Source organism: Algibacter marinivivus (assembly GCF_003143755.1).
Lineage (GTDB): Bacteria > Bacteroidota > Bacteroidia > Flavobacteriales > Flavobacteriaceae > Algibacter_B > Algibacter_B marinivivus.
Window position 1 is genome coordinate 1,539,255 of the sequence record NZ_QFRI01000001.1, and the last position, 25,548, is coordinate 1,564,802.

General features: G+C 33.2%; 21 protein-coding genes. 10 read left to right on the plus strand and 11 right to left on the minus strand.

Features of this window, described 5'->3' with window-relative positions:
- Position 1: 1 nt before the first annotated feature.
- A complete protein-coding gene (locus DIS18_RS07005) occupies positions 2 to 919 on the minus strand; it encodes a dihydrofolate reductase (RefSeq protein ID WP_109352280.1) in 918 nt (305 codons plus the stop codon).
- A 316-nt stretch (positions 920 to 1,235) separates the two neighbouring features.
- Between DIS18_RS07005 and DIS18_RS07010 the strand changes: the two genes are divergently transcribed.
- The gene (locus DIS18_RS07010; protein ID WP_109352281.1) at positions 1,236 to 1,532 is read left to right on the plus strand and encodes an isoamylase early set domain-containing protein; all 297 of its coding nucleotides are present in this window, start codon (positions 1,236 to 1,238) and stop codon (positions 1,530 to 1,532) included.
- Between the two features lie 61 nt (positions 1,533 to 1,593).
- Here the strand turns inward: DIS18_RS07010 and DIS18_RS07015 are convergent, their stop codons facing one another.
- The 6 genes from DIS18_RS07015 to DIS18_RS07040 all read right to left on the minus strand — a co-directional run bounded on the left by DIS18_RS07015 (position 1,594) and on the right by DIS18_RS07040 (position 7,841).
- A complete protein-coding gene (locus DIS18_RS07015; protein ID WP_109352282.1) occupies positions 1,594 to 2,418 on the minus strand; it encodes a thymidylate synthase in 825 nt (274 codons plus the stop codon).
- Between the two features lie 194 nt (positions 2,419 to 2,612).
- Positions 2,613 to 3,959 (minus strand): NupC/NupG family nucleoside CNT transporter, encoded by a 1,347-nt coding sequence (locus tag DIS18_RS07020; protein ID WP_425428174.1) that lies wholly within the window; start codon positions 3,957 to 3,959, stop codon positions 2,613 to 2,615.
- Between the two features lie 198 nt (positions 3,960 to 4,157).
- Positions 4,158 to 4,781, minus strand: coding sequence for a bifunctional nuclease family protein (locus tag DIS18_RS07025; RefSeq protein ID WP_109352284.1), 624 nt, complete (start codon positions 4,779 to 4,781; stop codon positions 4,158 to 4,160).
- 106 nt (positions 4,782 to 4,887) lie between these two features.
- Positions 4,888 to 5,847, minus strand: a complete 960-nt coding sequence (locus tag DIS18_RS07030; RefSeq protein WP_109352285.1) for an electron transfer flavoprotein subunit alpha/FixB family protein — start codon at positions 5,845 to 5,847, stop codon at positions 4,888 to 4,890.
- Positions 5,848 to 5,859: 12 nt separating this feature from the next.
- Positions 5,860 to 6,606: an electron transfer flavoprotein subunit beta/FixA family protein gene (locus tag DIS18_RS07035; RefSeq protein WP_109352286.1), complete on the minus strand. Its 747-nt coding sequence runs from the start codon at positions 6,604 to 6,606 to the stop codon at positions 5,860 to 5,862.
- 125 nt (positions 6,607 to 6,731) lie between these two features.
- Positions 6,732 to 7,841: a T9SS type A sorting domain-containing protein gene (locus tag DIS18_RS07040; protein WP_109352287.1), complete on the minus strand. Its 1,110-nt coding sequence runs from the start codon at positions 7,839 to 7,841 to the stop codon at positions 6,732 to 6,734.
- A gap of 125 nt (positions 7,842 to 7,966) precedes the next feature.
- Between DIS18_RS07040 and DIS18_RS07045 the strand changes: the two genes are divergently transcribed.
- Both DIS18_RS07045 and DIS18_RS07050 read left to right on the plus strand, forming a co-directional pair.
- Entirely contained in the window at positions 7,967 to 8,944 is a 978-nt protein-coding gene (locus DIS18_RS07045; RefSeq protein WP_109352288.1) for a pyruvate dehydrogenase complex E1 component subunit beta, read from the plus strand.
- Positions 8,945 to 9,008: 64 nt separating this feature from the next.
- Positions 9,009 to 11,516, plus strand: coding sequence for a DUF5686 and carboxypeptidase-like regulatory domain-containing protein (locus tag DIS18_RS07050; protein WP_109352289.1), 2,508 nt, complete (start codon positions 9,009 to 9,011; stop codon positions 11,514 to 11,516).
- Between the two features lie 384 nt (positions 11,517 to 11,900).
- Here DIS18_RS07050 and metK read toward each other — a convergent pair whose 3' ends face one another.
- Positions 11,901 to 13,154 (minus strand): methionine adenosyltransferase, encoded by a 1,254-nt coding sequence (metK, locus tag DIS18_RS07055; RefSeq protein WP_109352616.1) that lies wholly within the window; start codon positions 13,152 to 13,154, stop codon positions 11,901 to 11,903.
- A 607-nt stretch (positions 13,155 to 13,761) separates the two neighbouring features.
- Between metK and ilvD the strand changes: the two genes are divergently transcribed.
- From ilvD to azu, 6 genes are all read left to right on the plus strand, one after another.
- The gene (ilvD, locus tag DIS18_RS07060; RefSeq protein ID WP_109352290.1) at positions 13,762 to 15,441 is read left to right on the plus strand and encodes a dihydroxy-acid dehydratase; all 1,680 of its coding nucleotides are present in this window, start codon (positions 13,762 to 13,764) and stop codon (positions 15,439 to 15,441) included.
- A gap of 51 nt (positions 15,442 to 15,492) precedes the next feature.
- Positions 15,493 to 17,223, plus strand: a complete 1,731-nt coding sequence (ilvB, locus tag DIS18_RS07065) for a biosynthetic-type acetolactate synthase large subunit (protein WP_109352291.1) — start codon at positions 15,493 to 15,495, stop codon at positions 17,221 to 17,223.
- 10 nt (positions 17,224 to 17,233) lie between these two features.
- Entirely contained in the window at positions 17,234 to 17,767 is a 534-nt protein-coding gene (gene ilvN, locus DIS18_RS07070; RefSeq protein WP_109352292.1) for an acetolactate synthase small subunit, read from the plus strand.
- Positions 17,768 to 17,788: 21 nt separating this feature from the next.
- Positions 17,789 to 19,264 carry a ketol-acid reductoisomerase gene (gene ilvC, locus DIS18_RS07075; protein ID WP_109352293.1) on the plus strand — a complete coding sequence of 492 codons (1,476 nt, stop codon included), beginning with the start codon at positions 17,789 to 17,791 and terminating at the stop codon, positions 19,262 to 19,264.
- A gap of 120 nt (positions 19,265 to 19,384) precedes the next feature.
- Positions 19,385 to 20,650 (plus strand): threonine ammonia-lyase IlvA, encoded by a 1,266-nt coding sequence (gene ilvA, locus DIS18_RS07080; RefSeq protein WP_109352294.1) that lies wholly within the window; start codon positions 19,385 to 19,387, stop codon positions 20,648 to 20,650.
- Positions 20,651 to 20,706: 56 nt separating this feature from the next.
- Positions 20,707 to 21,213 carry an azurin gene (gene azu, locus DIS18_RS07085; protein WP_109352295.1) on the plus strand — a complete coding sequence of 169 codons (507 nt, stop codon included), beginning with the start codon at positions 20,707 to 20,709 and terminating at the stop codon, positions 21,211 to 21,213.
- A gap of 3 nt (positions 21,214 to 21,216) precedes the next feature.
- Here azu and DIS18_RS07090 read toward each other — a convergent pair whose 3' ends face one another.
- From DIS18_RS07090 to DIS18_RS07100, 3 genes are read right to left on the minus strand one after another with little or no spacing between them, the layout of a single operon-like run.
- Positions 21,217 to 22,020: a 3-keto-disaccharide hydrolase gene (locus DIS18_RS07090; RefSeq protein ID WP_109352296.1), complete on the minus strand. Its 804-nt coding sequence runs from the start codon at positions 22,018 to 22,020 to the stop codon at positions 21,217 to 21,219.
- Between the two features lie 13 nt (positions 22,021 to 22,033).
- Entirely contained in the window at positions 22,034 to 22,663 is a 630-nt protein-coding gene (locus tag DIS18_RS07095; RefSeq protein ID WP_181363996.1) for a gluconate 2-dehydrogenase subunit 3 family protein, read from the minus strand.
- Positions 22,664 to 22,667: 4 nt separating this feature from the next.
- Positions 22,668 to 24,380, minus strand: coding sequence for a GMC oxidoreductase (locus DIS18_RS07100; RefSeq protein ID WP_109352298.1), 1,713 nt, complete (start codon positions 24,378 to 24,380; stop codon positions 22,668 to 22,670).
- Between the two features lie 193 nt (positions 24,381 to 24,573).
- On the opposite strand from DIS18_RS07100, the gene DIS18_RS07105 reads away from it, so the two are divergent.
- Positions 24,574 to 25,536: a sugar phosphate isomerase/epimerase family protein gene (locus DIS18_RS07105; RefSeq protein WP_109352299.1), complete on the plus strand. Its 963-nt coding sequence runs from the start codon at positions 24,574 to 24,576 to the stop codon at positions 25,534 to 25,536.
- The last annotated feature ends 12 nt before the right edge of the window (positions 25,537 to 25,548 follow it).

Sequence of the window (25,548 nt, forward strand, 5' to 3'; positions counted from 1 at the left end):
ATTATTTTCGCTCATAAGTCAAAAACGAAAACTCATAATCATGATTATCGTCTTTTTTATGGAACACATTTGCAGTTTCTTTCCAAACCGAAGCATCTATCTCAGGAAAAAAAGTGTCTGCATCAAAATCATGATGCACACGTGTTAATTCAATTTTATCTGCAATGGTCATAGCTTGTTTATAAATTTGACCACCACCAATAATAAACGGCTGCGAATCACTTTTTGAAGCATCAATAGCATCCTCTAAATTATGTACAATTATAACACCCTCAGGAGCTTCATAATCTTTCTGTCTTGTAATAACAACATGTGTTCTGTTGGGTAAAGGCTTCGGGAAACTTTCAAAAGTTTTACGTCCCATAATAATATGGTGCCCGTTGGTAAGCGATTTAAAACGCTTCAAATCATCACTTAAATGCCAAATGAGTTTATTTCCTAACCCAATGGCATTGTTTTCTGCTGCAGCAACAATAATAGTAAGCTCAGATTGTAGTTTTTTAGGTTCTGCATTCGATTCTGAATACACTTCGCTTTGCGCCATAAGTTTTTCTTCTTTTTCAAAACCCGCTTTAAGTTTATCAATACGCTGTTGTTGTTTGGAAACCAATTTATCAAGCTGTTCTTTTTCCCAAGCTTTACCCATAAATTTATGAGTAACAAATACATTAAAAAGATGGTATAGAAAAAAGAATAACCAAATAAGTATGGCAAAAACAAACCAATTTATCCCAAAAAGTGTAAAGTCTTTACCTATGCCTAAAACGGTATTAGCCACAATTAAAAAAACAGCACCAATTAAAAAGATAACAAAATGCACATACAGACGCTTCTTTTGTTTAATGCGTTTTTGAGCATTTTCAATGAGCTCTAATTGGTTTTTATCTATCTGTGGTATGGGTTTCTTTTTTCCAAACATATTAGTAATATAAGGTGTGTAAAGTTAATCCTTTTTAGTGATATTTTATACGATTTAGAAATACTTAACTATATAGCCTTTACGATAACGTTTTAGCTTTAAAAAGTACTGATAATCAGATTAAAAACGAAATTTTTAGATTGTTAATTATATAAAATTTTAGCTAAATTTTTGTCTACTTTATTTTTTTGTAGAACACATATTATCAAATTAATAATTTTTTGAAAGTAAAGAGTTTTAAGTAGTTAGGGTTTCAAATAGTTTATAAATTTGCAGTGTTATAAACGAAAAAAAAACATATTTAAATAATAATATTATGGCTATTAAAAAACAATTTTTAAAAAGTAAACCAGTTTGTAAAGTAACTTTTTCTTTACCTGCTGAAGACGCAAAGAAAGTATCAGTTGTTGGATCTTTCAACGAATGGAATGCTAAAAAAGCACCATTAAAGAAATTAAAAAACGGAACTTTTAAAGGTACTGTTGATTTAGATGCAGGTAGTTCTTACGAGTTTAAATACATTGTTGACGGTGTTTACGTAAACGATGAAGCTGCTGATGCTTATGCTTGGAATGACTATGCAGGAGCTGAAAATAGTGTTATAAATGCATAGACGTTATAGTTTAAAAAAATAAAAGCACCTCAATTGAGGTGCTTTTATTTTTATGCATTTTTTAAACAGCCACTATTCCTTTAATATGCGGATGTGGGTTATAATCAACCAAAGTGAAATCGTCAAAATCAAAATCAAAAATATCTTTAATTTCAGGATTAAGAATCATTTTTGGTAACGGACGAATATCTCTAGATAATTGTAATTCTAACTGTTCATAATGGTTACTATAAATATGGGCATCACCAAATGTGTGAATAAATTCTCCAGCTTCGTATCCACAAACTTGTGCCATCATCATGGTGAATAGAGCATATGATGCAATATTAAAAGGCACCCCTAAAAAGATATCTGCACTACGTTGGTAAAGCTGACAAGATAATTTTCCATTAGCTACATAAAACTGAAAAAATGCATGACAAGGTGGAAGCGCCGCTTTACCATTTGCAACATTCTCACTAAAACTTTTTGAAGTATCAGGTAACACTGAAGGATTCCAAGCAGAAACCAACATTCTACGACTATTTGGATTGTTTTTCAAGGAATGTATAACTTCTTTAATTTGGTCAATTTCATCATCGTTCCAGTTACGCCATTGGTGGCCGTAAACAGGTCCTAAATCCCCATTTTCATCAGCCCATTCATTCCAAATACGCACGCCGTTTTCAGTAAGATATTTTGTGTTTGTATCACCTTTTAAAAACCAAAGCAACTCATAAACAATAGATTTTAAATGCAGTTTTTTAGTTGTAACCATCGGGAAACCTTCACTCAAATCAAAACGCATTTGGTGTCCAAATACACTTTTTGTTCCTGTACCTGTTCTGTCTCCTTTTTCGTTTCCGTTTTCTAAAACGTGTTTTACTAAGTCGTGATATTGTTTCATAAGCAATATTCCTGCGAATGCAGAAATCTAATAATTAAAAGGTTATTGGGTAGCAATGAGGTTCATTTCATCGCGGTAACGAAATTAAAGAAAAAGAGAGATAATTTGTGTTTATTAACCTTTATAGATATCAAAAAGTTATTAACGAGATTTTCTGTTTTGAGAATAAATAATTTATCTGTAGCAAATTGACACTAGCCTATAATCATTCCAGCAATAGTAGCCGAAATTAAAGATGCAATTGTACCGCCAATAAGAGCTTTCATCCCAAATTTAGATAAAGTTTTACGTTGCCCAGGAGCCAACGAACCAATACCTCCAATTTGGATACCAATAGATGCGAAATTTGCAAAACCGCAAAGCATGTAAGTGGCCATGATTATAGATTTCTCATAATTAAGATGTACAGCATTTGATACCTCTTTTAAATCTCTTAACTGGATGTAGCCTATAAATTCACTAGCCGCTAATTTGATTCCTAATAGTTGTCCCATTAAAGCCATGTCTTCTTTGGCAACACCAATAAGCCACATAAGTGGAGCAAAAATATAACCTAGTAAGAGTTCCAGAGATAAACTTTCGTAAGTTGTATTGGAAGCTATCCATCCGTTTAATGAAGTTATATCGCCTACCCAACCTAAAATACCATTAAACATGGCAATAAATGCAACAAATACTAGAAGCATAGCACCAACATTTACAGCCAATTTTAATCCTTCGGTGGTTCCGTTAGCAATAGCATCTAAAAAGTTGGAACCTATTTTTTCTTGTGATACAGAAACATCTGTGTTGACGTCTTCGGTTTGAGGATATAATATTTTAGAAATAACTATAGCACCTGGTGCTGCCATTACTGATGCTGCTAATAAATGTTTTGCGTAAAATAATCTTAAAGCAGGATCATCACCTCCAAGAAAGCCAATGTAAGCAGCAAGAACAGCTCCTGCAACAGTTGCCATCCCTCCAATCATAACAAGTAGCATTTCGGACTTATTCATTTTCTCCAAATAAGCCTTAATTAAAAGTGGCGCTTCGGTTTGCCCTAAAAATATATTTCCTGCAACACTTAAACTTTCTGCTCCTGATATTTTTAAAGCTTTAGAAAGTAACCACGCCATGGCTTTTACTACTTTTTGAATGATTCCTAAATAGAAAAGTACAGATGTTAATGCAGAAAAGAATATAATAGTTGGTAATACTTGAAAGGCAAAAATGAATCCAAAGGTATCCATATCTACTACTAAACCTTCAAACAAAAATTTGCTTCCAGCTCTTGTAAAGTCTAATACACTTACAAATAAGCCACCTATAAATTCAAAAATGGTTTTAATAAATTCAACTTTTAAAACCCCAATAGCAATAAGGAGTTGAAAGGCTAAACCAATACCCACAATTTTCCAATTTATAGCTTTTCTATTACTACTAAAAAGAAAGGCTACAAATACTAAGGTTATCATTCCTAAAACACCACGCCACAAGCTATTTATAGAGAAACCTTGACTGGGTATAATGGCACTACTTGTTTGTTTTTTTGAATGCATTTCAGAAACAGTAACAATTTCTTTTTCTGAAAAATCTACGGTTGTTGAATCTATTAAAATAGTTTCAGAATTCGAAATAGTTTCAATAGCTTCTGAAGGTGCTGTTTTTTCTAAATTTTGAGCTAAGGTTGTAGATGTAAAGCAAAAAAATACAGCTACAATAATCAAAAACAGCTTTTTCATAATAAAAATTAAGAGTTATTCTCGTTTTGAGATTTCATCACGAATATGAGCTGCTTTTTCATAATCTTCATTAGCAACCGCTTCTTCAAGTAAAGTTTGAAGTTCTTCTAAAGTTTTTCCTTGGTAGTTTTCTCGAGGTTCGTTTGGCTCCAATTCATTAGCAACCAATTCATCCATTAAAATACTGTCTTGAGCATCATCTTCTTCATCTTCCTTTTTAGGATTTACTTTTAAGTAAATACCTGCTTTATCAAGAATGTTTTTATAAGTAAAAATGGGTGCTTGAAAACGAAGTGCTAAAGCTATAGCGTCACTTGTTCTGGCATCGATTATTTCTTCAATCTTATCTCGTTCGCAAATTAAACTGGAGTAAAAAACACCATCAACTAACTTATGTATAATAACTTGCTTTACAACAACGTCAAAACGATCTGCAAAATTTTTGAATAAATCGTGTGTTAAAGGTCTTGGTGGACTAATTTCTTTCTCTAAAGCAATAGCGATAGATTGTGCTTCAAAAGCACCAATAACTATAGGAAGTTTACGATCACCATCAACTTCATTTAGAATTAAGGCATAGGCGCCATTTTGGGTTTGGCTATAGGATATGCCTTTTATATTTAATTTTACTAAACTCATAATTTATAAAAACGCAAAGAACTACTTAAATTAGAACTTTACCAACTGCACAAGGCATATTAAGTCAAAATGCTAATTTAAGCAGTTCTATAGTACTACACAAAAATTATTGTTGTGCTTTAAATGCTTTTAATTTTTCAATAAGTTCTGGAACTACTTGAAAAGCGTCACCAACTACACCATAATCCGCAGCCTTAAAGAAAGGCGCTTCAGAATCAGTATTGATAACTACTTTTACTTTAGAAGCATTAATACCAGCTAAATGCTGAATAGCTCCCGAAATTCCAATAGCAATATATAAGTTTGATGCTACAGGCTTACCTGTTTGCCCTACGTGCTCACTATGAGGTCTCCAACCTAAATCAGAAACTGGTTTTGAGCATGCTGTTGCAGCTCCTAAAACATCTGCAAGCTCTTCAATCATGTCCCAGTTTTCAGGACCTTTTAAACCACGGCCACCAGAAACTACAATTTCTGCATCGGCAATAGTTACTTTATCTGTAGCTTTATCAACTGATTCAACGGTTACACCTAAATCTGGAATTGAAGGTGAGAAATCTTCCGCTGAAGCACTACCAGTATTTTCAACCAAACCAAATGCATTATTAGAAACACCTACAATCTTTATAGCTGTGTTAATTTGAGTCATTTCAAAAGCTTTATTAGTAAAAGCTGTTCTTTTAACAGTGAACGGACTTTTACTAGATGGTGCTTCAACAACATTTGATGTATAACCTGCATTTAAACTTACTGCTAATAATGGCGCTAAATATTTGCTATCTGCCGTAGAACTAACTACAACAACTTGTGCGCTTTCTTTCTCAGCAGCTTCTTTAATGGCAGAAGCATAGGCATTTGCATTAAAGTTATCAAGTTGCGTATTTGAGATATTTAAAACTTTATCTACACCATAATTACCTAAAGCAGAGACGTCATTTACATTTATAGCAACAGCTGTAACAGTTGTTCCTAATTGATTAGCAACCGCTTTTGCATAAGAAGCTACCTCAAAAGCTGCTTTTTTGAAAGCACCTTGTTCTGATTCTGTATATACTAAAACTGACATATTCTATATTTTTTAAATCACTTTAGCTTCGTTATGAAGCAAGTTTACTAATTCATCTATATTATCTGGAGAAACTAATGTAACCGCGCCTTTTGGAGTGGGTTTTTCAAATGAAACAGAAGCTGTTTCAGCACTAGTTCCAACAGGTTCAACAACATTTAAAGGCTTTTTACGAGCCATCATAATACCTCTCATGTTTGGAATTCGTAAATCACTTTCTTCAACCAAACCTTTTTGCCCTCCAATAACTAATGGTAGTGATGTTGAAACAGTCTCTTTACCACCATCAATTTCTCTTACTGCTTTCGCTGAAGTACCATCTACTTCTAACCCAATACAATTATTTACAAAATTTGCATTGGTTAATCCAGCAATCATTCCAGGAACCATACCGCCATTATAGTCAATAGATTCTCTTCCTGCAATTACTAAATCGTAACCACCACTATTAATAACACTAGTTAACTGTTTAGCTACAGAAAATCCATCTGTTGCAGGGGTATTTACTCTTATAGCATCATCGGCTCCAATAGCTAGGGCTTTACGAAGTGTAGGTTCTGTCTCAGCGCCACCAACATTTACAACAGTAACTTGAGCACCTTGTTTTTCTTTAAACCACATAGCACGTGTTAAACCAAATTCATCATTTGGGTTAATAACAAATTGCACGCCAGTAGTATCAAATTTAGTGTTGTCATCACTAAAATTAATCTTTGAAGTTGTATCTGGTACGTGACTTATACACACTAATATTTTCATAATTTTTATGTATTAAAATGTCTTATTTTTTTCAGTGTACGAAGTTAATTATTTTATTCTGAATATTTACTATGCATGCATAGTAAATATTCAGAATAATTCGAATTCATTGGATAAAAGAGATGTTAATTTTGGTATTTGAATGTTTTATAGTCATTATTAGAGTTATATAACTTAATAATGTATAAACCACTTTGGAAAGAATTTAAACTAATAGTGTTTTTTTGATATAATGTCTTTTTAATGATTTTTTCACCTAGAATAGAAAAGACTTCTATATAATATTTGGAATTTTTGAGGTTAGTAAATCTAGGGTATTGATTGTTTTTTGAAGTGATAAGTTTTATTTGTTCGAAGCTATTTTCCTTTATTGATAGAAGGGATTGCGATAATTCAATAACTTCTTGACCGAAAACCGCAGTATCTTTTCTTAAAGTAACACGACTTGCCTCCTCGCTCTTGTCAATTTCTACGTATGTAGGAAAAGAAAAATCGGGACTAGGACAGAGACCTAATGTATAGTATAAAATATATTCAATGTTATGACATGGTTGTGAATATTCAGAAGGACTTGTTGTTATTGACATAGTTTCCCAAAGGTTTAAACCCTCAAATTCATTAGATGCATCAGTATAATCTGTTACACCAAATAAGCCAATTGAAAATTCATTACCACAGGGAGAAACACCATCATTCTCGGCATAGAGAATACCTTTACTTATATCATAATTAAATGTAACCTTTAATTTAAAATCTTCTGGAACATTTTGCATTGGTTCACTATAACTACCCTCTCCAATAGAATTATATTTTGTAACATAAAAACTATTTCCATCAAGTGTAGAAATTATTTCTTCAGTAATGATTGCAGTATTCGAATTGTCTAATGGATAATGAGGAAAATAAAATATATCACTTGATACATTTTGTTGAGATTCAATAATTAGGTTTTGTGAATCAAAATTTAGAACATACATGTTTTGAAGACTTTCACTATTGCTTGAAGCGAATACATGTCTAATTTCGTAAATTTCATACTTAGCGAAAATGTTAGTTATGTAATCTTCAGAAAATAATAATGTAAATGTACCGTCGTCATTTTCTGTTACACTTGGCACATATTCTTCACTTTCAAACTTTAAATAAGTAGAAACTCCTTCACACAAAATAGTAGTTTGAGCAAATCCAAAAAAAGAAACGGTTAAAAATAGAAGAATAAAGTAGTTGTGTTTCATTTTTAATTTTTAAATCAAAATGAATGTACGAAAAAATAACAAAATTTATCTGTTCTGATATTAAATTTTATCAAATTTGTGGTGAATAATTACTATTTTTGCAATTCGAATTAAAATAAATTTTAATGAAGACAATTCAATTTAGAGAAGCTATTTGCGAAGCGATGAGCGAAGAAATGCGTAGAGACGAAAGCGTATATTTGATGGGTGAGGAAGTAGCAGAATACAATGGTGCTTATAAAGCATCAAAAGGGATGTTAGATGAGTTTGGTGCTAAACGTGTTATTGATACACCAATTGCTGAACTTGGTTTTGCAGGTATAGCTATTGGTTCTACAATGACTGGTAATAGGCCAATTGTAGAATACATGACCTTTAATTTCTCTCTTGTTGGGATTGATCAAATAATAAATAATGCTGCGAAAATCAGACAAATGTCAGGTGGGCAATTTAAATGTCCTATTGTTTTTCGTGGTCCTACAGCTTCTGCTGGTCAATTAGGTGCTACACACTCACAAGCTTTTGAGAATTGGTTTGCTAACACACCAGGTTTAAAAGTAGTTGTGCCATCAAATCCTTATGATGCAAAAGGTTTATTAAAAGCTGCTATTCGTGATGATGATCCAGTTATTTTTATGGAATCTGAGCAGATGTATGGTGATAAAGGTGAAGTACCAGAAGGGGAATATATTATTCCAATTGGTGTTGCTGAAACAAAACGTGAAGGAACAGATGTAACGATTGTGTCTTTTGGTAAAATTATCAAAGAAGCATACAAAGCTGCTGATGAATTAGAAAAAGAAGGTATTTCTTGTGAGATTATAGATTTACGTACGGTTCGCCCAATGGATAGAAAAGCCATTGTGGAATCTGTAAAGAAAACAAACAGACTGGTGGTTTTAGAAGAAGCATGGCCTTTTGGAAATGTAGCTACTGAAATTACTTATTTAGTGCAGTCTGAAGCTTTTGATTATTTAGATGCTCCAGTTGTAAAAATTAACACAGCTGATACACCAGCACCGTATTCTCCAGTTTTATTGAAAGAATGGTTACCTGATTATGAAGATGTAATTAAAGCTGTAAAGAAAGTACTTTACAAATAAAAGATAACTTTTTACGTTATAGAAACTTCATTAGCACGATTGTTGATGAAGTTTTTTTTGTATTATGAATATAAAATTAATTATTGCCCTTTTCTTCCTCGGAATATCTTCCGTTTTTGCGCAAACCAAAGTAAGTGGTTATGTGTTTGATGAGTTAAATGAACCTATTTCTTTCGCAAATGTAATTTTCAAAGGTTCTACACAAGGTACTATTACAAATGAAAATGGAAAATTCTATTTAGAATCAGATGAAACCTGGGAAGCTCTAACAGTTTCGTTTATAGGTTATGAAACTTTAATTATTTCTTTAGATAAAAAAGTTAATTACAATTTAAAATTCACACTTAAGGAGGAAACCGCACAATTGGATGCGGTGGTTATTGTATCTGGTAAACAATCTAAAAAGAATAATCCTGCAATTGATTTATTACGTAAAATTTGGGCAAATAAGCGTAGTAATGGTTTAAAGCAATTCAACCAATATCAATATGATAAATACGAAAAAGTAGAGTTCGATTTAAATACTATAGATAGTGCTCTAATTAAAAGTAAGTTATTTAGGGGGATGGAGTTTGTTTTTGAAGAAGTTGATACCTCAAAAGTAACAGGAAAAACATACTTGCCCATTTTTATAAACGAGGCGGTTTCTAAAGTTTATGGTGATAATATTATCAATAAAACCAAAGAAGATTTACAAGGAAATAAAAATTCTGGTTTCAGTGATAATCAAGTCATTATTGATTTTGTAGATGATTTATATTCAGATTTTAGTGTTTACGATAATTACCTTAAGTTTTTTGATAAGAGCTTTGTGAGTCCATTATCAAAAACTGGAATCAGTACCTATAATTATGTGCTGTCTGATAGTGCTTTTGTAGATAATAAGTGGTGTTATAATATTATTTATTACCCAAGACGAAAAAATGAATTGACATTTAAAGGTGATTTTTGGGTAGCAGATACTACCTATGCTATTAAAGAAATAAACCTTCAAGCCTCAAAAAGTGCCAATATAAACTGGGTAAAAGAGATTTATATTGAGCAAGAATTTGAAGTATTAAACGATTCTCTTTTCTTGGTAACAAGAGATTATATGTTATCAGATTTCGCATTTAATAAAAAAGAAAAATCTCGTGGTGTTTATGGTAAACGAACCACTTTATATAATAATTATAAGTTTGATATTCAGAAGGGTAAAAAATTCTACGAAACTGAAGTTTATAATTATGATAAAGATGTTTATAATCGAGATGAGACATTTTGGTCTGAAAACAGACTTGAAAAACTAAACAAAGACGAACAAGGTGTCTATAAAATGTTAGATACTTTAAAAACCGTTAAAAAGTTTAAGCGCCTTTATAATTTAGGAAGCATTTTGGCATCAGGTTATATTGAGTTTAATTCGTTGCCTTTAGATTATGGTCCTGTTTTTTCAACCTTCGGATTTAATGAAGTGGAAGGACTACGTTTAAGAACAGGTGGAAGAACCTATTTTGGACCAAATGATTTATGGCGTTTGGAAGGTTTTCTAGCATACGGATTTAAAGATGATAAGTTTAAATATGGTATCTCAGGAAAGTGGTTGCTCGATAAAAAGAGCCGACTTATTATTTCAGGAGGAAATAGGCGCGATGTAGAACAAATAGGTGCAAGTTTAACCACAAGTACAGATGTTTTAGGCCGTAGTTTAGCGTCGTCTTCAGTTGTGGGAACAGGTGCTAATGATAAATTAACCAGCATTAATTTAACCAGTTTAGCTGTTGAAGCAGAACCTTGGCGCAATGTTATTTTTAGATTAGGCGGAAACTACAGAACTTTAGAATCGGCTTCTCCAACATTTAGTTTAGATTATAATACACCAACAGGAATTGCCTCTGAGATTAAACAATACGAAACCAGTTTATCGTTATCTTATTTCCCAGGAAGAAAAATGACAGGTTTTGGAGTAGAGCGTAAAATTGCTAATGATTATTACTCACGCGTATTTGCTCAAATAACCAGAGGTGATAAAAGTATTTTTAATAGCGATTTTGATTATACTAAAGTGCAATTTTCATTCACGAAGCCATGGCAAATGGGTGGTTTTGGTAGGTTGAATACCACCATTGAAGCTGGTAAAACGTTTGGTGAAGTGCCTTTAGGGTTGTTAAGTGTTATTCCAGGGAATCAAACTTACTTTTCAATATATAATACCTTTTCTCAACTTGATTTTTATGAGTTTGTGTCTGATACGTATGCATCGTTTCATTTTGAACATAATTTTAACGGGCGCTTGTTCTCTAGAGTGCCTTTTTTAAGGAAATTAAATCTTCGTGAAATTGTAAGTGTAAGAGGTGTTATGGGGAATATTTCGGATGAAAACATAGCCTTAAATAATGTTCCTAGTAACCCAAACAATATTCAGTTGGTTGCACCATCAAATGAGCCTTATTACGAATACAGTTTAGGTATTGGTAATATTTTTAAAGTGTTCAGAATAGACTTTAATTTTAGAGGAAATTATAAAGATAAAGTAGTGTATCCTGATGCTAGAAAATTTGGTATTACGGGTAGTTTTGGGTTTTATTTTTAATGAGTTCGTTTAACGTCCACTGTGTATGGCGTAGTGAGGCGCGCCTCACGGGAAGCCATTGTTGCGCCTCATTCGCTATACACTATGTTGTGTGTAGTTTCGTGAGGAGTTCTCGTAGACTCGACTAAATATACACAAAATTGGCGAGGTGCGACAAACAGTGGACGTTGGTATGTAATTAGTAGAAAGGCAGCGTTTGCAAAACGCGATTCTACGTGCCGCAGGCAATTACATACCAATGTTTTTACGGATATGCGTCGTTTTAATGACTTATATCCGACGTTAAACGAAGGTAGCCGAAAATTTTTACAAAGTCAAACTATTAAAAATAAAAAAGACCACTCGTAAAAGCGGTCTTTTATTAATATGGTTAGGTTTTTAATTTTACAACCCAAAAGCTGTTTTTACTTTATCAACATAATCTAATTTCTCCCAAGTAAATAATTCTACATCAAGAGTTTTAGAGTTTCCATTTGGTTGAGAAAATGTTTTAGTAACGGTTCTATTAGTGCGTCCCATGTGTCCGTAAGCAGCTGTTTCACTATACATTGGCGAACGTAATTTTAATCGATCTTCAATAGCAAATGGTCGCATATCAAAAATTTCAGATACTTTTTCAGCAATTTCACCATCAGTTAAATTAAATGGGCAAGTACCATAAGTATCTACAAAAATCCCCATAGGTTCTACAACACCAATAGCATAACTTACTTGTACTAAAATTTCATCTGCAACACCTGCGGCAACTAAGTTTTTTGCAATATGACGCGTAGCATAAGCAGCACTTCTATCTACTTTACTTGGGTCTTTCCCAGAAAAAGCACCTCCACCATGCGCGCCTTTACCGCCATAAGTATCTACAATAATTTTTCGTCCTGTTAAACCTGTGTCTCCATGAGGGCCTCCAATTACAAATTTTCCTGTTGGGTTAATGTGGTATTTAATATCTGAATTAAATAGTTTTTGAATTGCCTCTGGGAGTTTAGCAACTACTCTAGGGATTAAAATATCAACAATGTCTTTTCTGATTTTTGCAAGCATCGCTTCATCTTCATCAAAATCGTCATGCTGTGTTGATACTACAATAGCATCAATACGTTGAGGTACATTATCATCGCTATATTCAATAGTTACTTGACTTTTAGAATCTGGCCTTAAATAGGTGATATCTTTATTTTCTCTTCTTAAAGCTGCCAATTCTATTAATATACGATGTGATAAATCTAAAGCCAAAGGCATAAAGTTTTCAGTTTCGTTTGTGGCATAACCAAACATCATACCTTGATCACCAGCTCCTTGCTCTTCTTTACTACCTCTATCTACACCTTGATTAATGTCTTCAGATTGCTCATGAATTGCTGATAAAACGCCACAAGAATTTCCATCAAACATATATTCACCTTTGGTATAACCAATTTTATTTATAGTATCTCTTGCTATTTTTTGAACGTCTAAATATGTAGTAGATTTCACTTCTCCAGCGAGTACAACTTGACCAGTTGTAACTAAAGTTTCGCAAGCTACTTTAGATTCAGTATCAAATGCTAAAAAATTATCAATTAACGCATCACTAATCTGATCAGCTACCTTGTCTGGATGTCCTTCAGAAACACTCTCTGAAGTGAATAAATAAGCCATTTTTTTTAATTTTATAAGCAAGATTTGACGATAACGTCGAAGGGAGTTTTCACTGCCTTTAGCATTTTTGTTTTATACTTTTTGTAAAAGTATAAAGAGGTTGCAATCAGTCAAATCTTTCCTCTATTATTTGTTTCGGCAAAAATAAAAAAATAAAAGAATATGTGAGTCGATTTTTCTTTTTTTCGATAATAAGTTGGTTATATAGTTTTAATTGTAAATATTTGTATGACTCGAGATGAAAAAACAAATTTTAAATACTATTTCTATTAATGTCATTGTGATTATTTCACATGAATAAGGAAGGGTATATTAAAAAGAAAATAGATTTTAAGAGCTTTCCTAGATTTGGAAGGCTTTTTTTATGGACTTTTTTTTCATTTTGGACATCATAAAAATAATGATTTAAAATACTGGTATTCAGTTTTTTAAATAAATTTTACTAACTCTGAATTTAACCTTAAAAAACGGTAAAAAGAATAATTAAAGAAGTAATAATATAATTTCGTAATCTTTTTAGAAGGTTTATCAATTTTCTAAAGAAAATATTAAAAAACTATAGAATAGTTATAAAAACCGGAGATAAGCGAAATATTTTGCAACAAATATGAAAGAACTTAATAAACATAGTAGAAGGTTAACACAAGATGAATCTCAGCCAGCATCTCAAGCCATGTTATATGCAGCAGGATTGACTGATGAAGATATGAGTAAAGCTCAAGTAGGTATTGCAAGTACAGGGTACGATGGAAATCCGTGTAATATGCATTTAAATAGTTTGAAAGATGAGGTTAAAATTGAATGTAATATTGCTGGACTAGTTGGTTTAGGTTTTAATACTATAGGTGTTAGTGATGGTATTTCAATGGGAACTTCGGGTATGAATTATTCTTTAGTATCTAGAGATATAATAGCTGATTCCATTGAAACGGTTATGAATGCACAAAGCTATGATGCATTAGTAGCTATTGTTGGTTGTGATAAGAATATGCCTGGAGCTATAATGTCTATGTTGCGTTTAAATAGACCCTCAATAATGATGTATGGTGGATCTACTGCTTCTGGATCTTACAAAGGGAAAAAATTAAATATTGTATCTGCTTTTGAAGCTTTGGGGCAGAAAGTTGCTGGTGAAATAGATGAAGCCGAATATAAAGAAATTATAAAAAGAGCAATTCCAGGAGCAGGAGCTTGTGGAGGTATGTATACAGCAAATACTATGGCTTCGGCAATAGAATGTATGGGTTTTGCATTGCCTTACAACTCATCAATCCCTGCTACAAATCCTAATAAATTATCTGAAAGTGAAAGAACAGCTAGAGCTATTAAAAATCTTTTAGAATTAGATTTAAAACCTCTAGACATTATTGAAAAAAAATCTATCGAAAATGCTATTACACTAGTAAATGCTTTAGGAGGTTCTACAAATGCAGTATTACACTTTTTAGCAATTGCGCATGCAGCTGATATAGAATTTACTTTAGAAGATTTTCAAAGAGTAAGTGATAGAACACCTTTAATAGGCGATTTAAAACCTAGTGGTAAATACCTAATGGAAGACGTTCATAGTATTGGAGGGATTCCTGCAATAATGAAATATCTTCTAGAAAACGGCTATTTACATGGCGATTGTATGACGGTTACTGGTAAAACATTAGCAGAAAATTTAGCTGAGGTTGAAGCTATTGAGTTTGAAGAACAAGATATTGTTTATCAAAAAGAAAACGCATTAAAGAAATCTGGAAACTTACAGATTCTATATGGAAATCTTGCTGAAGAAGGAGCTGTTGCTAAAATTTCTGGAAATGAAGGTTTGTTGTTTGAAGGTAAAGCAGTGGTTTATGATGGAGAGCAAGCAGCAAACACAGGGATTTCAAACGGAGAAGTTGAAAGAGGTGATGTAGTCGTCATTCGTTATGTAGGCCCTAAAGGGGGTCCAGGAATGCCAGAAATGTTAAAACCAACATCGCTAATTATGGGTGCCGGTTTGGGCAAATCTGTAGCGTTGATTACAGATGGAAGATTCTCTGGCGGGACTCATGGCTTTGTAGTAGGACACATTACTCCAGAAGCACAAAATGGAGGAGCTATTGGTTTGGTTAAAACAGGAGATAAAATTAGAATTAGCGCAGAAGATAACTCTATTAATTTGTTGATTTCTGATGAAGAATTGGCAGAAAGAAAAGCACAATGGTTACAACCAGCGTTAAAACATAAAAAAGGAATACTATATAAATATGCAAAAACAGTTGCTTCAGCTTCAAAAGGCTGTGTAACCGATGCATAATAAATTGTCATTCCTGCGAAGGCAGGAATCTCATCGTTAAATGTTGAGAATATGAAAACACAAACCGCAAATAAAACAGAAGTGGCAGAAAAAACACAACGGATATCAGGTAGCGAAGCTATAGTAAGAAGTTTGATGGCAGAAGGCGTTGATATTCTTTATGGATATCCGGGAGGAGCTATCATGCCTGTTTATGATGAATTATACAAGTTTCAAGATAAAATTCATCACGTTTTAACGCGTCATGAACAAGGTGCTGCACATGCAGCTCAAGGTTACGCACGCATATCTGGAAAAGTAGGTGTTGCTATGGCAACTTCAGGACCAGGAGCAACCAATTTAATTACTGGAATTGCTGATGCACAAATAGATTCAACACCACTTGTTTGTATTACAGGACAAGTGTTCTCACATTTATTAGGAAGTGATGCATTTCAAGAGACTGATATTGTTGGGATTTCTACACCGGTAACAAAATGGAATTGTCAAGTGACCAAAGCAGAAGATATTCCTGCGGCTCTTGCAAAGGCATTTTATATTGCAAAAAGCGGACGTCCAGGACCTGTATTGGTTGATATAACTAAAGATGCTCAGGTTTCAGAATTAGATTTTAAATACGAAAAATGTACAGGTGTTAGGAGTTATTATCCTATACCAAAAACGAGTCAGGAGTCTATTAGTGCTGCTGCGGAATTGATTAATAACGCTAAAAAACCAATGATTGTTTGGGGGCAAGGTGTTATTTTAGGTCAAGCCGAAGAAGAACTAAAAACAGTTATTGAAAAAGCCGGTATTCCATCTGCTTGGACTATTTTAGGTGCTTCTGCATTACCAACAACTCATCCATTAAATATAGGAATGGTTGGAATGCACGGTAATTATGCGCCTAACAAATTAACAAATGAATGTGATGTGTTAATTGCTATCGGAATGCGTTTTGACGATCGTGTAACTGGTAAATTAGATACCTATGCAAAACAAGCAAAAATCATTCATTTTGATATTGACCCTGCGGAAATTGATAAAAACGTAAAAACAGATGTGGCTGTTTTAGGAGATTCAAAAGAAAGTTTAACAATGCTTGCTGACGCTTTAAATGAGAACTCTCATGAGTCTTGGTTGCAAGAATTCAAAGATTTATATGCTATTGAATTTGAAAAAGTAATTAAAGGCGACCTTCACCCTACAAAAGAAGGATTAACCATGGGCGAAGTATTAAAGCAAATAAATATAGAAAGTAAAGGAAACGCAGCTATTGTTTCAGATGTAGGTCAACATCAAATGATTGCTTGTAGATATGCTGATTTTAATGTTTCAAAAAGTAATATTACTTCAGGAGGTTTAGGTACTATGGGATTTGCACTTCCAGCAGCTATAGGTGCAAAAATGGCAGCACCAGAACGAGAGGTTGTAGCTATCATCGGAGATGGTGGTTACCAAATGAATATTCAAGAGTTAGGAACTATTTTTCAGCAGAAAACAGCTGTGAAAATTGTGGTATTAAACAATGAGTTTTTAGGAATGGTACGCCAATGGCAACAATTGTTTTTCGATAAGCGTTACGCGTCTACAGAAATGACAAATCCAAATTTTGTAGCCATTGCTGAAGGGTATTATATTAAAGCTAGAAAAGTAACCAAACGTGATGAATTGGAAGAGGCTGTTAAGGAAATGATGGCTTCAAAAGAATCCTATTTCCTAGAGGTTTGTGTAGAGAAAGAAGATAATGTATTTCCAATGATTCCTGCAGGAGCATCGGTTTCAGATGTTAGATTAAGTTAAGAATAAAGAAATGAGCGAAGACATAAAAACATTCACAATATCTGTTTATACCGAAAATAATATCGGGTTATTGAATCGTATATCAGCCATTTTTCAGCGCAGACATATTAATATTGAAAGTTTAACAACATCTCAATCTGAAATTGATGGTGTAAATCGTTTTGTAATTGTAGTTAATATTACAGAGACAAATGCTATCAAGATTGTTAAGCAAATTGAAAAACAAGTAGAAACAATTAGAGCATATTATCATACTGATGAAGAAACCATTTTTATGGAGTCTGGCATGTTCAAAATAAAATCAGACTTGTTGTTTGATGAACCTCAAATTCAGAATATTATAAAGGAAAGTTACGCTAGAATAGTAACTGTAAACAAAGAGTTTTTTGTATTAGAGAAATCTGGTAGAAGAAATGAAATAGAATCTTTACGTAGAGATTTAAACGTATTCGGAATTATGCAATTTGTTCGTTCAGGTAGAATTGCAGTGACAAAAGATGAAATGAAAGTAACTGAAATGCTAACAGCATTTAATAACCAATAATAATTACAATTAAATATAACAATGGGAAATTATTTTAACACACTATCTTTAAGAGATAAATTAGATCAATTATCGAAGTGTAGATTTATGGACGCTTCAGAATTTGTAGATGGCGTAAATGCATTAAAAGGTAAAAAAATAGTTATCGTAGGATGCGGAGCTCAAGGGTTAAACCAAGGGTTAAACATGAGAGATTCTGGTTTAGATATTTCTTATGCATTACGTGATGCTGCTATTGCAGAAAAGCGTCAATCTTTCATTAATGCATCAGAAAATGGATTTACTGTTGGAAATTATCAAGAGTTAATTCCAACTGCAGATCTAGTGTTAAATTTAACACCAGATAAGCAACATACAAATGCTGTTAATACAGTAATGCCTTTAATGAAAAAAGGAGCAACATTATCATATTCTCATGGGTTTAATATTGTTGAAGAAGGTATGCAAATCCGTGAAGATCTTACAGTTATTATGGTAGCGCCTAAATGTCCAGGTACTGAAGTTCGCGAAGAATATAAACGTGGTTTTGGTGTGCCAACCCTTATTGCAGTGCACGAAGAAAATGATCCTGAAGGTAAAGGTTGGGCTCAAGCAAAAGCTTACGCTGTAGCAACAGGAGGTGATAGAGCTGGTGTTTTAGCATCATCTTTTATTGCTGAGGTAAAATCTGATTTAATGGGGGAGCAAACCATTCTTTGTGGCTTATTACAAACAGGATCTATCCTTTGTTTTGATAAAATGGTTGAAGAAGGGATTGATGCTGGGTACGCTTCAAAGTTAATTCAATACGGATGGGAAACGGTAACAGAAGGTCTTAAATATGGTGGTGTAACTAATATGATGGACCGTTTGTCTAACAAAGCAAAAATTAAAGCTTTTGAATTATCAGAAGAATTAAAAGATATCATGCGTCCTTTATTTCAAAAGCATATGGATGATATTATTGAAGGACGTTTCTCTTCAGGTATGATGGCAGATTGGGCTAATGATGATAAAGATTTATTAGGATGGAGAGCAGCAACAGCAGAAACTAATTTTGAAAAAACACCTGCTGGAGATGTTGAGATTTCTGAGCAAGAGTATTATGATAATGGTGTTTTAATGGTAGCTATGGTAAGAGCTGGTGTTGAATTAGCTTTTGAAGCTATGACAGATTCTGGAATTATCGATGCTTCGGCTTACTATGAATCTTTACACGAAACACCTCTTATTGCTAACACTATTGCAAGACGTAAATTATACGAAATGAATAGTGTGATTTCTGATACCGCTGAGTACGGATGTTATTTATTCGATCATGCTTGTAAGCCTTTATTAACAGACTTTATGAAAAACATCAAAACGGATGTTATTGGAAAGCCATATGCAAAAGATAATGGAGAAGGAGTTGATAATGCAAAACTTATTGAAGTAAATGCAGCTTTAAGAAATCATCCAGTTGAAAAAGTAGGTTCTTTTTTAAGAGCTTCTATGACGGCTATGAAGCCAATAGTATAGTATCGAACTCAACTAAACTATATATTGTTAAAACCTGTCGGATGTTTTTCATCTTGACAGGTTTTTTATTAGGGTAAATTGTAACTTGCATTATAGTTTTAGAACTATAAATTATGAAAGATGAATCAAGAAAAAGACACTTATTTTCCTACTATAGATAGTGTTAAAGCAGCAGTTAAAACTATACAAAAAGTTTCTGCAGTAACACCTTTAGGTCGAAGTTTGAGATATTCAAAACAATTTGACGCTAATATTTTTTTAAAGCGGGAAGATTTACAACAAGTACGTTCGTACAAAATTCGTGGAGCTTATAATAAAATTAGTTCGTTAACTTCTGCTGATTCTAGTAATGGTGTGGTTTGTGCCAGTGCAGGAAATCATGCACAAGGTGTGGCTTTGTCTTGTAAGTTGTTAAAAATAAAAGGTACTATTTATATGCCAGCTCCAACACCAAACCAAAAGGTAGAACAAGTTAAAATGTTTGGAGAAGATTTTATTGAAATTAAATTGGAAGGCGATACTTTTGATGATTCTTATCACGCAGCAATGGCAGAATGTAATGAGTTAGGTAAAACGTTTATTCACCCATTTAATGACGAAAAAGTTATTGAAGGACAAGCTACAATTGGTTTAGAAATTATAGATCAATCTAATGTGTATATTGATTATGTTTTTATTGCAGTTGGAGGTGGTGGTTTAGCAGCAGGTTTGTCAACGGTATTTAAGGAGTTATCTCCAAATACAAAAATCATTGGAGTTGAACCAGAAGGAGCACCTTCAATGAGTCAATCAATCAAAAAAAATAAGAATACAGAGTTAAAATTTATTGAGAAATTTATTGATGGTGCTGCGGTAAAACGTGTTGGCGATTTAAACTTTGCAATATGTAAAGAAAATTTAGATGATATGGTTACAGTGCCTGAAGGCAAAGTATGCGAAACTATTTTAGAGCTTTACAATAAAGATGCAATTGTAGTTGAACCTGCAGGAGCTTTGAGTATTTCAGCTTTAGATTTTTATACAGAAAAAATAAAAGGTAAAAACGTAGTTTGTGTGGTAAGTGGAAGCAATAATGATATTACCAGAACACCTGAAATTAAAGAGCGTGCTTTACTGTATGCAAACTTAAAGCATTATTTCATAATTAACTTTCCACAGCGTGCTGGAGCGTTAAAAGAGTTTGTAGTAGATATTTTAGGAGAAAATGATGATATTACATACTTTCAATATGCTAAAAAAACTAACCGTGAAAATGGTTCAGCAGTCGTTGGTGTACAATTAAAAGATGCTTTAGATTTAGAACCTTTAATTACAAAAATGAAACAAAATAACTTTTATGGTGATTATTTAAATGATAAGCCAGATTTGTTTCAGTTTTTGGTTTAATAGATTTTTATTTCTACACAAATCAATTAGTTTTGTAAATAAAGTTTAAAACAAATATGAAAATAATTAGAATAGTAGTTTTAGCCATTTTTTCAATAACTATATTCGCGTGTGGCGGAAAAGAGGAAAAGAAAAAAGAAGGATTCAGTTACGAGAAAAAATCTGAAGTTTCTCAAAGGGTAGAGAGTAGCCCTAATGATATTACAATTACTGGAAATGATGCTATGCAATTCAACAAAAAAGAAATTAAAGTTGAAGCTGGAAAGAAAGTAAAAGTAACATTACGTCATATAGGTAAGATGGATAAGAATGTAATGGGACATAATTTTGTGTTATTGAGGAAAGGCGTTAATGCTATGGCTTTTGGTAATATGGCTGCATCAGCTAGAGATAATGATTATATTCCTAACGGTACTAAAGACGTTATTGCTCACACGAAAATGCTTGGTGGAGGAGAAACTGATGTTATTGAATTTGACGCTCCTGAAGCTGGAACTTACGAGTTTTTATGTAGTTTTCCAGGACATTCAGCTATAATGAAAGGTAAGTTTATTGTAGAGTAGATTTTAATCTAAATTAAATATTTCAATATTTTTAAATTCTACAGGGTGGCTTTCACTTTGTAAAGAAATATAGCCACCTTTAAGTGGCTGATTTACTTTTGAATTCCATACCTCTTGATTATGATCCACTTTTCCACCTATATGTGGCTTTGTATAACGCAAAACTTCTTTACCATTAATAAAGTGTTTGATTAGAGAATCGTTTCTGACTTCAATTTCTACATGAACCCATTGATCACTATGATAGGTTTTTGACGTCGATTTTATGATATGTTCAGTAACTAAAGAGTCTTTATAAACAACATGAGTACCTGGAGTACATAAATTTCCTGTTGAACGCTCATCGATACTGTTACCGCCTAAAAGTTGTACTTCAATTGAAACAGGAAAGTTTTGTTTCAATCCCATGTTTTTTGGGTCTTCACAATGGATCATAATGCCACTATTTCGTATTGCCCATGGTCTTCCTCCTGCTACCTGTTCTCCTGTAAAACGATAATCCATTCTAAATTTGTAATTACTGTAAGGGCTTTTATAAAATAAGTGACCAAAAGTATTGTTAAAGGAATCGTAGGCTTTATAGCTTACCTTAAGAATACCTTCCTCTACTGTAAATGTATTATTATGGTTATCACCATATTTATAACCTTTTATTTTTGGTGTCCAGCCCTCTAAATCTTTTCCGTTAAACAGTTTAACCCACTGTTCCTTTTCTGTATTTGGTATTTTAGTTTTTTTGTTTTTACAGGAATATGCAATGCATAGCAATAAGATAAAAACCGACAGTACATTATTATAAAATTTCATTATCCTATCATTTTTATAAAGACCAAGCATTACTGTTAGGGACATCTTCAAGAGGAATACACCCTTTTTGCTCCCCAGGAATTGGATCGTAATTTAGTATCGTTTCCCCTACTTTTTCAGAAGTATAATATCCAAATAACGTATATCGTCTTACGGATAGTAAAAAATTATACAACAAATAATTACCCATATCAGTCTTAGATATACTTTCTAATGGCTGTCTCTGCAATTTTAAAAGTGCCTGTTCAGTAGTCTCAGAAATCTTAAAATAAGATCCTAAAAGGGTTTCATATTGGGCTTTATTTCCTTCTACAACTTCTATATCAAACTTTGTCTTAAAAGCTTCACCAAATATTAAAGCACCCTTTTTGAAAATATCTTGATTTTGTTTTTTCTCGATATCTGCATACATCAAATCTAAAAATTGCGGCACATTAACATCTAGAGCTCCAGGAGTATTTGTCTTAGGCAAAATAATGTCCGTTAAATGTGTTACCATATGTTTCTCATCTACCGACAAAAATAAAGGTGTCCATCCACTAGCCTCAGCAGTGCAAGACGACAACATATTAAATATTGTTGGAGATGCAACAGTATAACCTAAACCAATACTTAAGTTTTTTAAAGCGGTTCTTCTATCCATAACCTTAGGCTTTTGTATTTTTTTTAAACTCTTGGGCCGCATGATTTGCAGCTCTGGCTGTAAGTGCCATATAAGTCAACGATGGATTTTGACACGCAGATGAAGTCATGCAAGCACCATCGGTTACATACACATTAGGCACTGCATGTATCTGGTTATGTTTATTTAAAACCGATGTTTTGGGATCATGTCCCATTCTTGCAGCACCCATTTCATGAATGGCTATTCCGGGAGTGCTTTCAGGATTATTACCTATCACATTTTTAAATCCAGCAGCTTTTAACATAGCCACTGCCTGTTCTGTAATGTCTTCTTTCATTTTAATTTCGTTATCCCTAAAAGTAACATCAAAATTTACCGTTGGCAAGCCCCAGTCGTCTAGCTTTTCATAATTTAAAGTCATTTTATTATCATGATAGGGCAAACATTCTCCAAAACCACCCATACCAATCCGCCAATGTCCGGGTTTCATCAAGTCTTCTTTTAAATCTTCGCCATAACTAAGTTCTCCTAAACCGCTTTTCCAACTTGTTCTACTAGCGCTTCCTTGATAACCATAACCACGTAAAAAGTCTTTATGTTGAGTTTTTTCGTCCAAATTTCTGAAACGTGGAATATAAAATCCATTAGGGCGACGCCCTTTATAATAAAACTCTTCAAAACCTTCTACTTTAGCAGAAGCACCAGATTTTGATAAATGATCCATAATATTATGCCCCAACTCTCCACTGTCATTGCCTAACCCATTAGGGAATCTTTCAGACTTTGATTGCATTAAGATACTAGCTGATCCTATTGTAGAGGCACAACTAAAAATTATAGAAGCTCTAAAGAAAATTTTTTCTCGGGTTTCAGCATCAATAATTCTAACTCCAGAAGCCACGCCTTTTTCGTCATCATAAATTATTTCATAAGCAATAGAGTTGGGTCTCAAATGCATATTTCCTGTGCGTTCTGCAGCAGGAAGTGTTGAAGAGTTACTGCTAAAATACCCACCAAATGGACATCCTCTAACACATCTATTTCTAAATTGACAATTAGAACGCCCCTCATGTACAGCATCACCTGTTTTGTTGGCTGATCGTCCTATGGTTAGTAAACGGTCATCAAAATTTTCTTCTAATTTTTTTTGAAAATCAAGCTCCACACAGTTTAGCTCCATGGGTTTGGATAATTTTCCATCAGGTAAATGAGATAGCCCTAAATTTTGTCCCGATACACCAATAAATGTTTCTACTTTATCATACCAAGGCGAAATATCCTTGTATCGTATAGGCCAATCTACACCATGACCATCTTTTTTATTGGCTTCAAAATCTAAATCACTTAAGCGGTACGATTGTCTTGCCCACATTAGCGATCTGCCACCCACATGATAACCTCGAATCCAATTAAAGGGTTTTACTTGATTATAAGGATGCTTAAAATCATTAACAAACCAATGTTGACTTGTAGGGCCCAATATATACGACTTGTTTTGTATGGGTTGTTTTGCTACATCTACAGGGTTTTTGGTACCTCTGTATTTAAGATCCCATGGGTCATCATACATAGTAGGATAATCTTCAATATGTTTTACCATGCGTCCCCGATCTAAAACTAAAGTTTTTAGTCCGTTTTCACAAAGTTCTTTAGCTGCCCAACCTCCACTTATACCAGTACCAATAACAATGGCATCGTAAACGGTAGGGTATTCGGTTATCTTATCTTCAATCATTTAAAAATTAAATCTTTGTTAGGGTAAATTGATAATTAAATATTGCAAAATTTAATGAATTATTAATTAAATTCTTAATTATTCGAAAATTAATTAATTTGCATGAATTAAAAGTTTATTTTTCTACTAAATAAAACAAATTATGATATTTTCTTTTTAGAAAATTTTCAATAAACGACTAACGAATCAATTTATGAGAAGACGCGATTTTGTAAAAAAAACATCTAAAGCAAGTTTAGGGATAGCTACATTAGGCATGTATGCTTGTAAAAATGCAACAAAACAGCAAGTACAACAGGATATTAATGTAGAGAAAAAAGAAGCGGACTTGTTTTTTAAAATTTCTTTGGCGCAATGGTCGTTACATAATGCCTTGTTTGATAAGAAGATGAATAATCTTGATTTTGCAGCTGCTTCCAGAGGTTTTGGGTGTGAAGGTTTGGAGTATGTAAATGCTTTTTTTAAAGATAAAGCTACAGATAAAGCGTATTTAAAAGAGATGAACAATAGAGCAGATGCCGAAGGTCAACAAAATGTGTTAATCATGATTGATGGTGAAGGCGAATTAGCGCACCCTGATAAAAAAGCACGATTACAAGCGATTAAAAATCATCATAAATGGGTAGATGCTGCTCACTTTTTAGGCTGTCATGCCATTCGTGTTAATTTAGCGGGAGGGGTTAATAAGGTAGATGCAGCAAAAGTTGCAGTAGATTCCTTAGAGCAACTCTCAGCGTATGCAAAAGATTCTAATATTAATATTTTAGTTGAAAACCACGGTGGCTTTTCTTCAAATGGTGAATGGATGTCTGGAGTGTTTTCAAATGTAAAAAGTGAAAATTGTGGCACCTTGCCAGATTTTGGAAATTTCTGTATCACAAAAGATAAAGACCGTAATTGTTTAGAGGCTTACGATAGGTATAAAGGTATGGAAGCATTGCTCCCTTTTGCTAAAGCGGTAAGCGCAAAGTCTTATGATTTTGATGCTAACGGTAACGAAACCACTATAGATTTTATGAAAGTGATGAACATGGTAAAGGACGTAAATTATACAGGATTTGTAGGTGTTGAATATGAAGGTAAGCGTTTACCCGAAGATGAAGGTATAAAAGCAACCAGAGATTTATTGCTTAAAGTGGGGAAACAACTGTCTTAAAAATAAAACCAA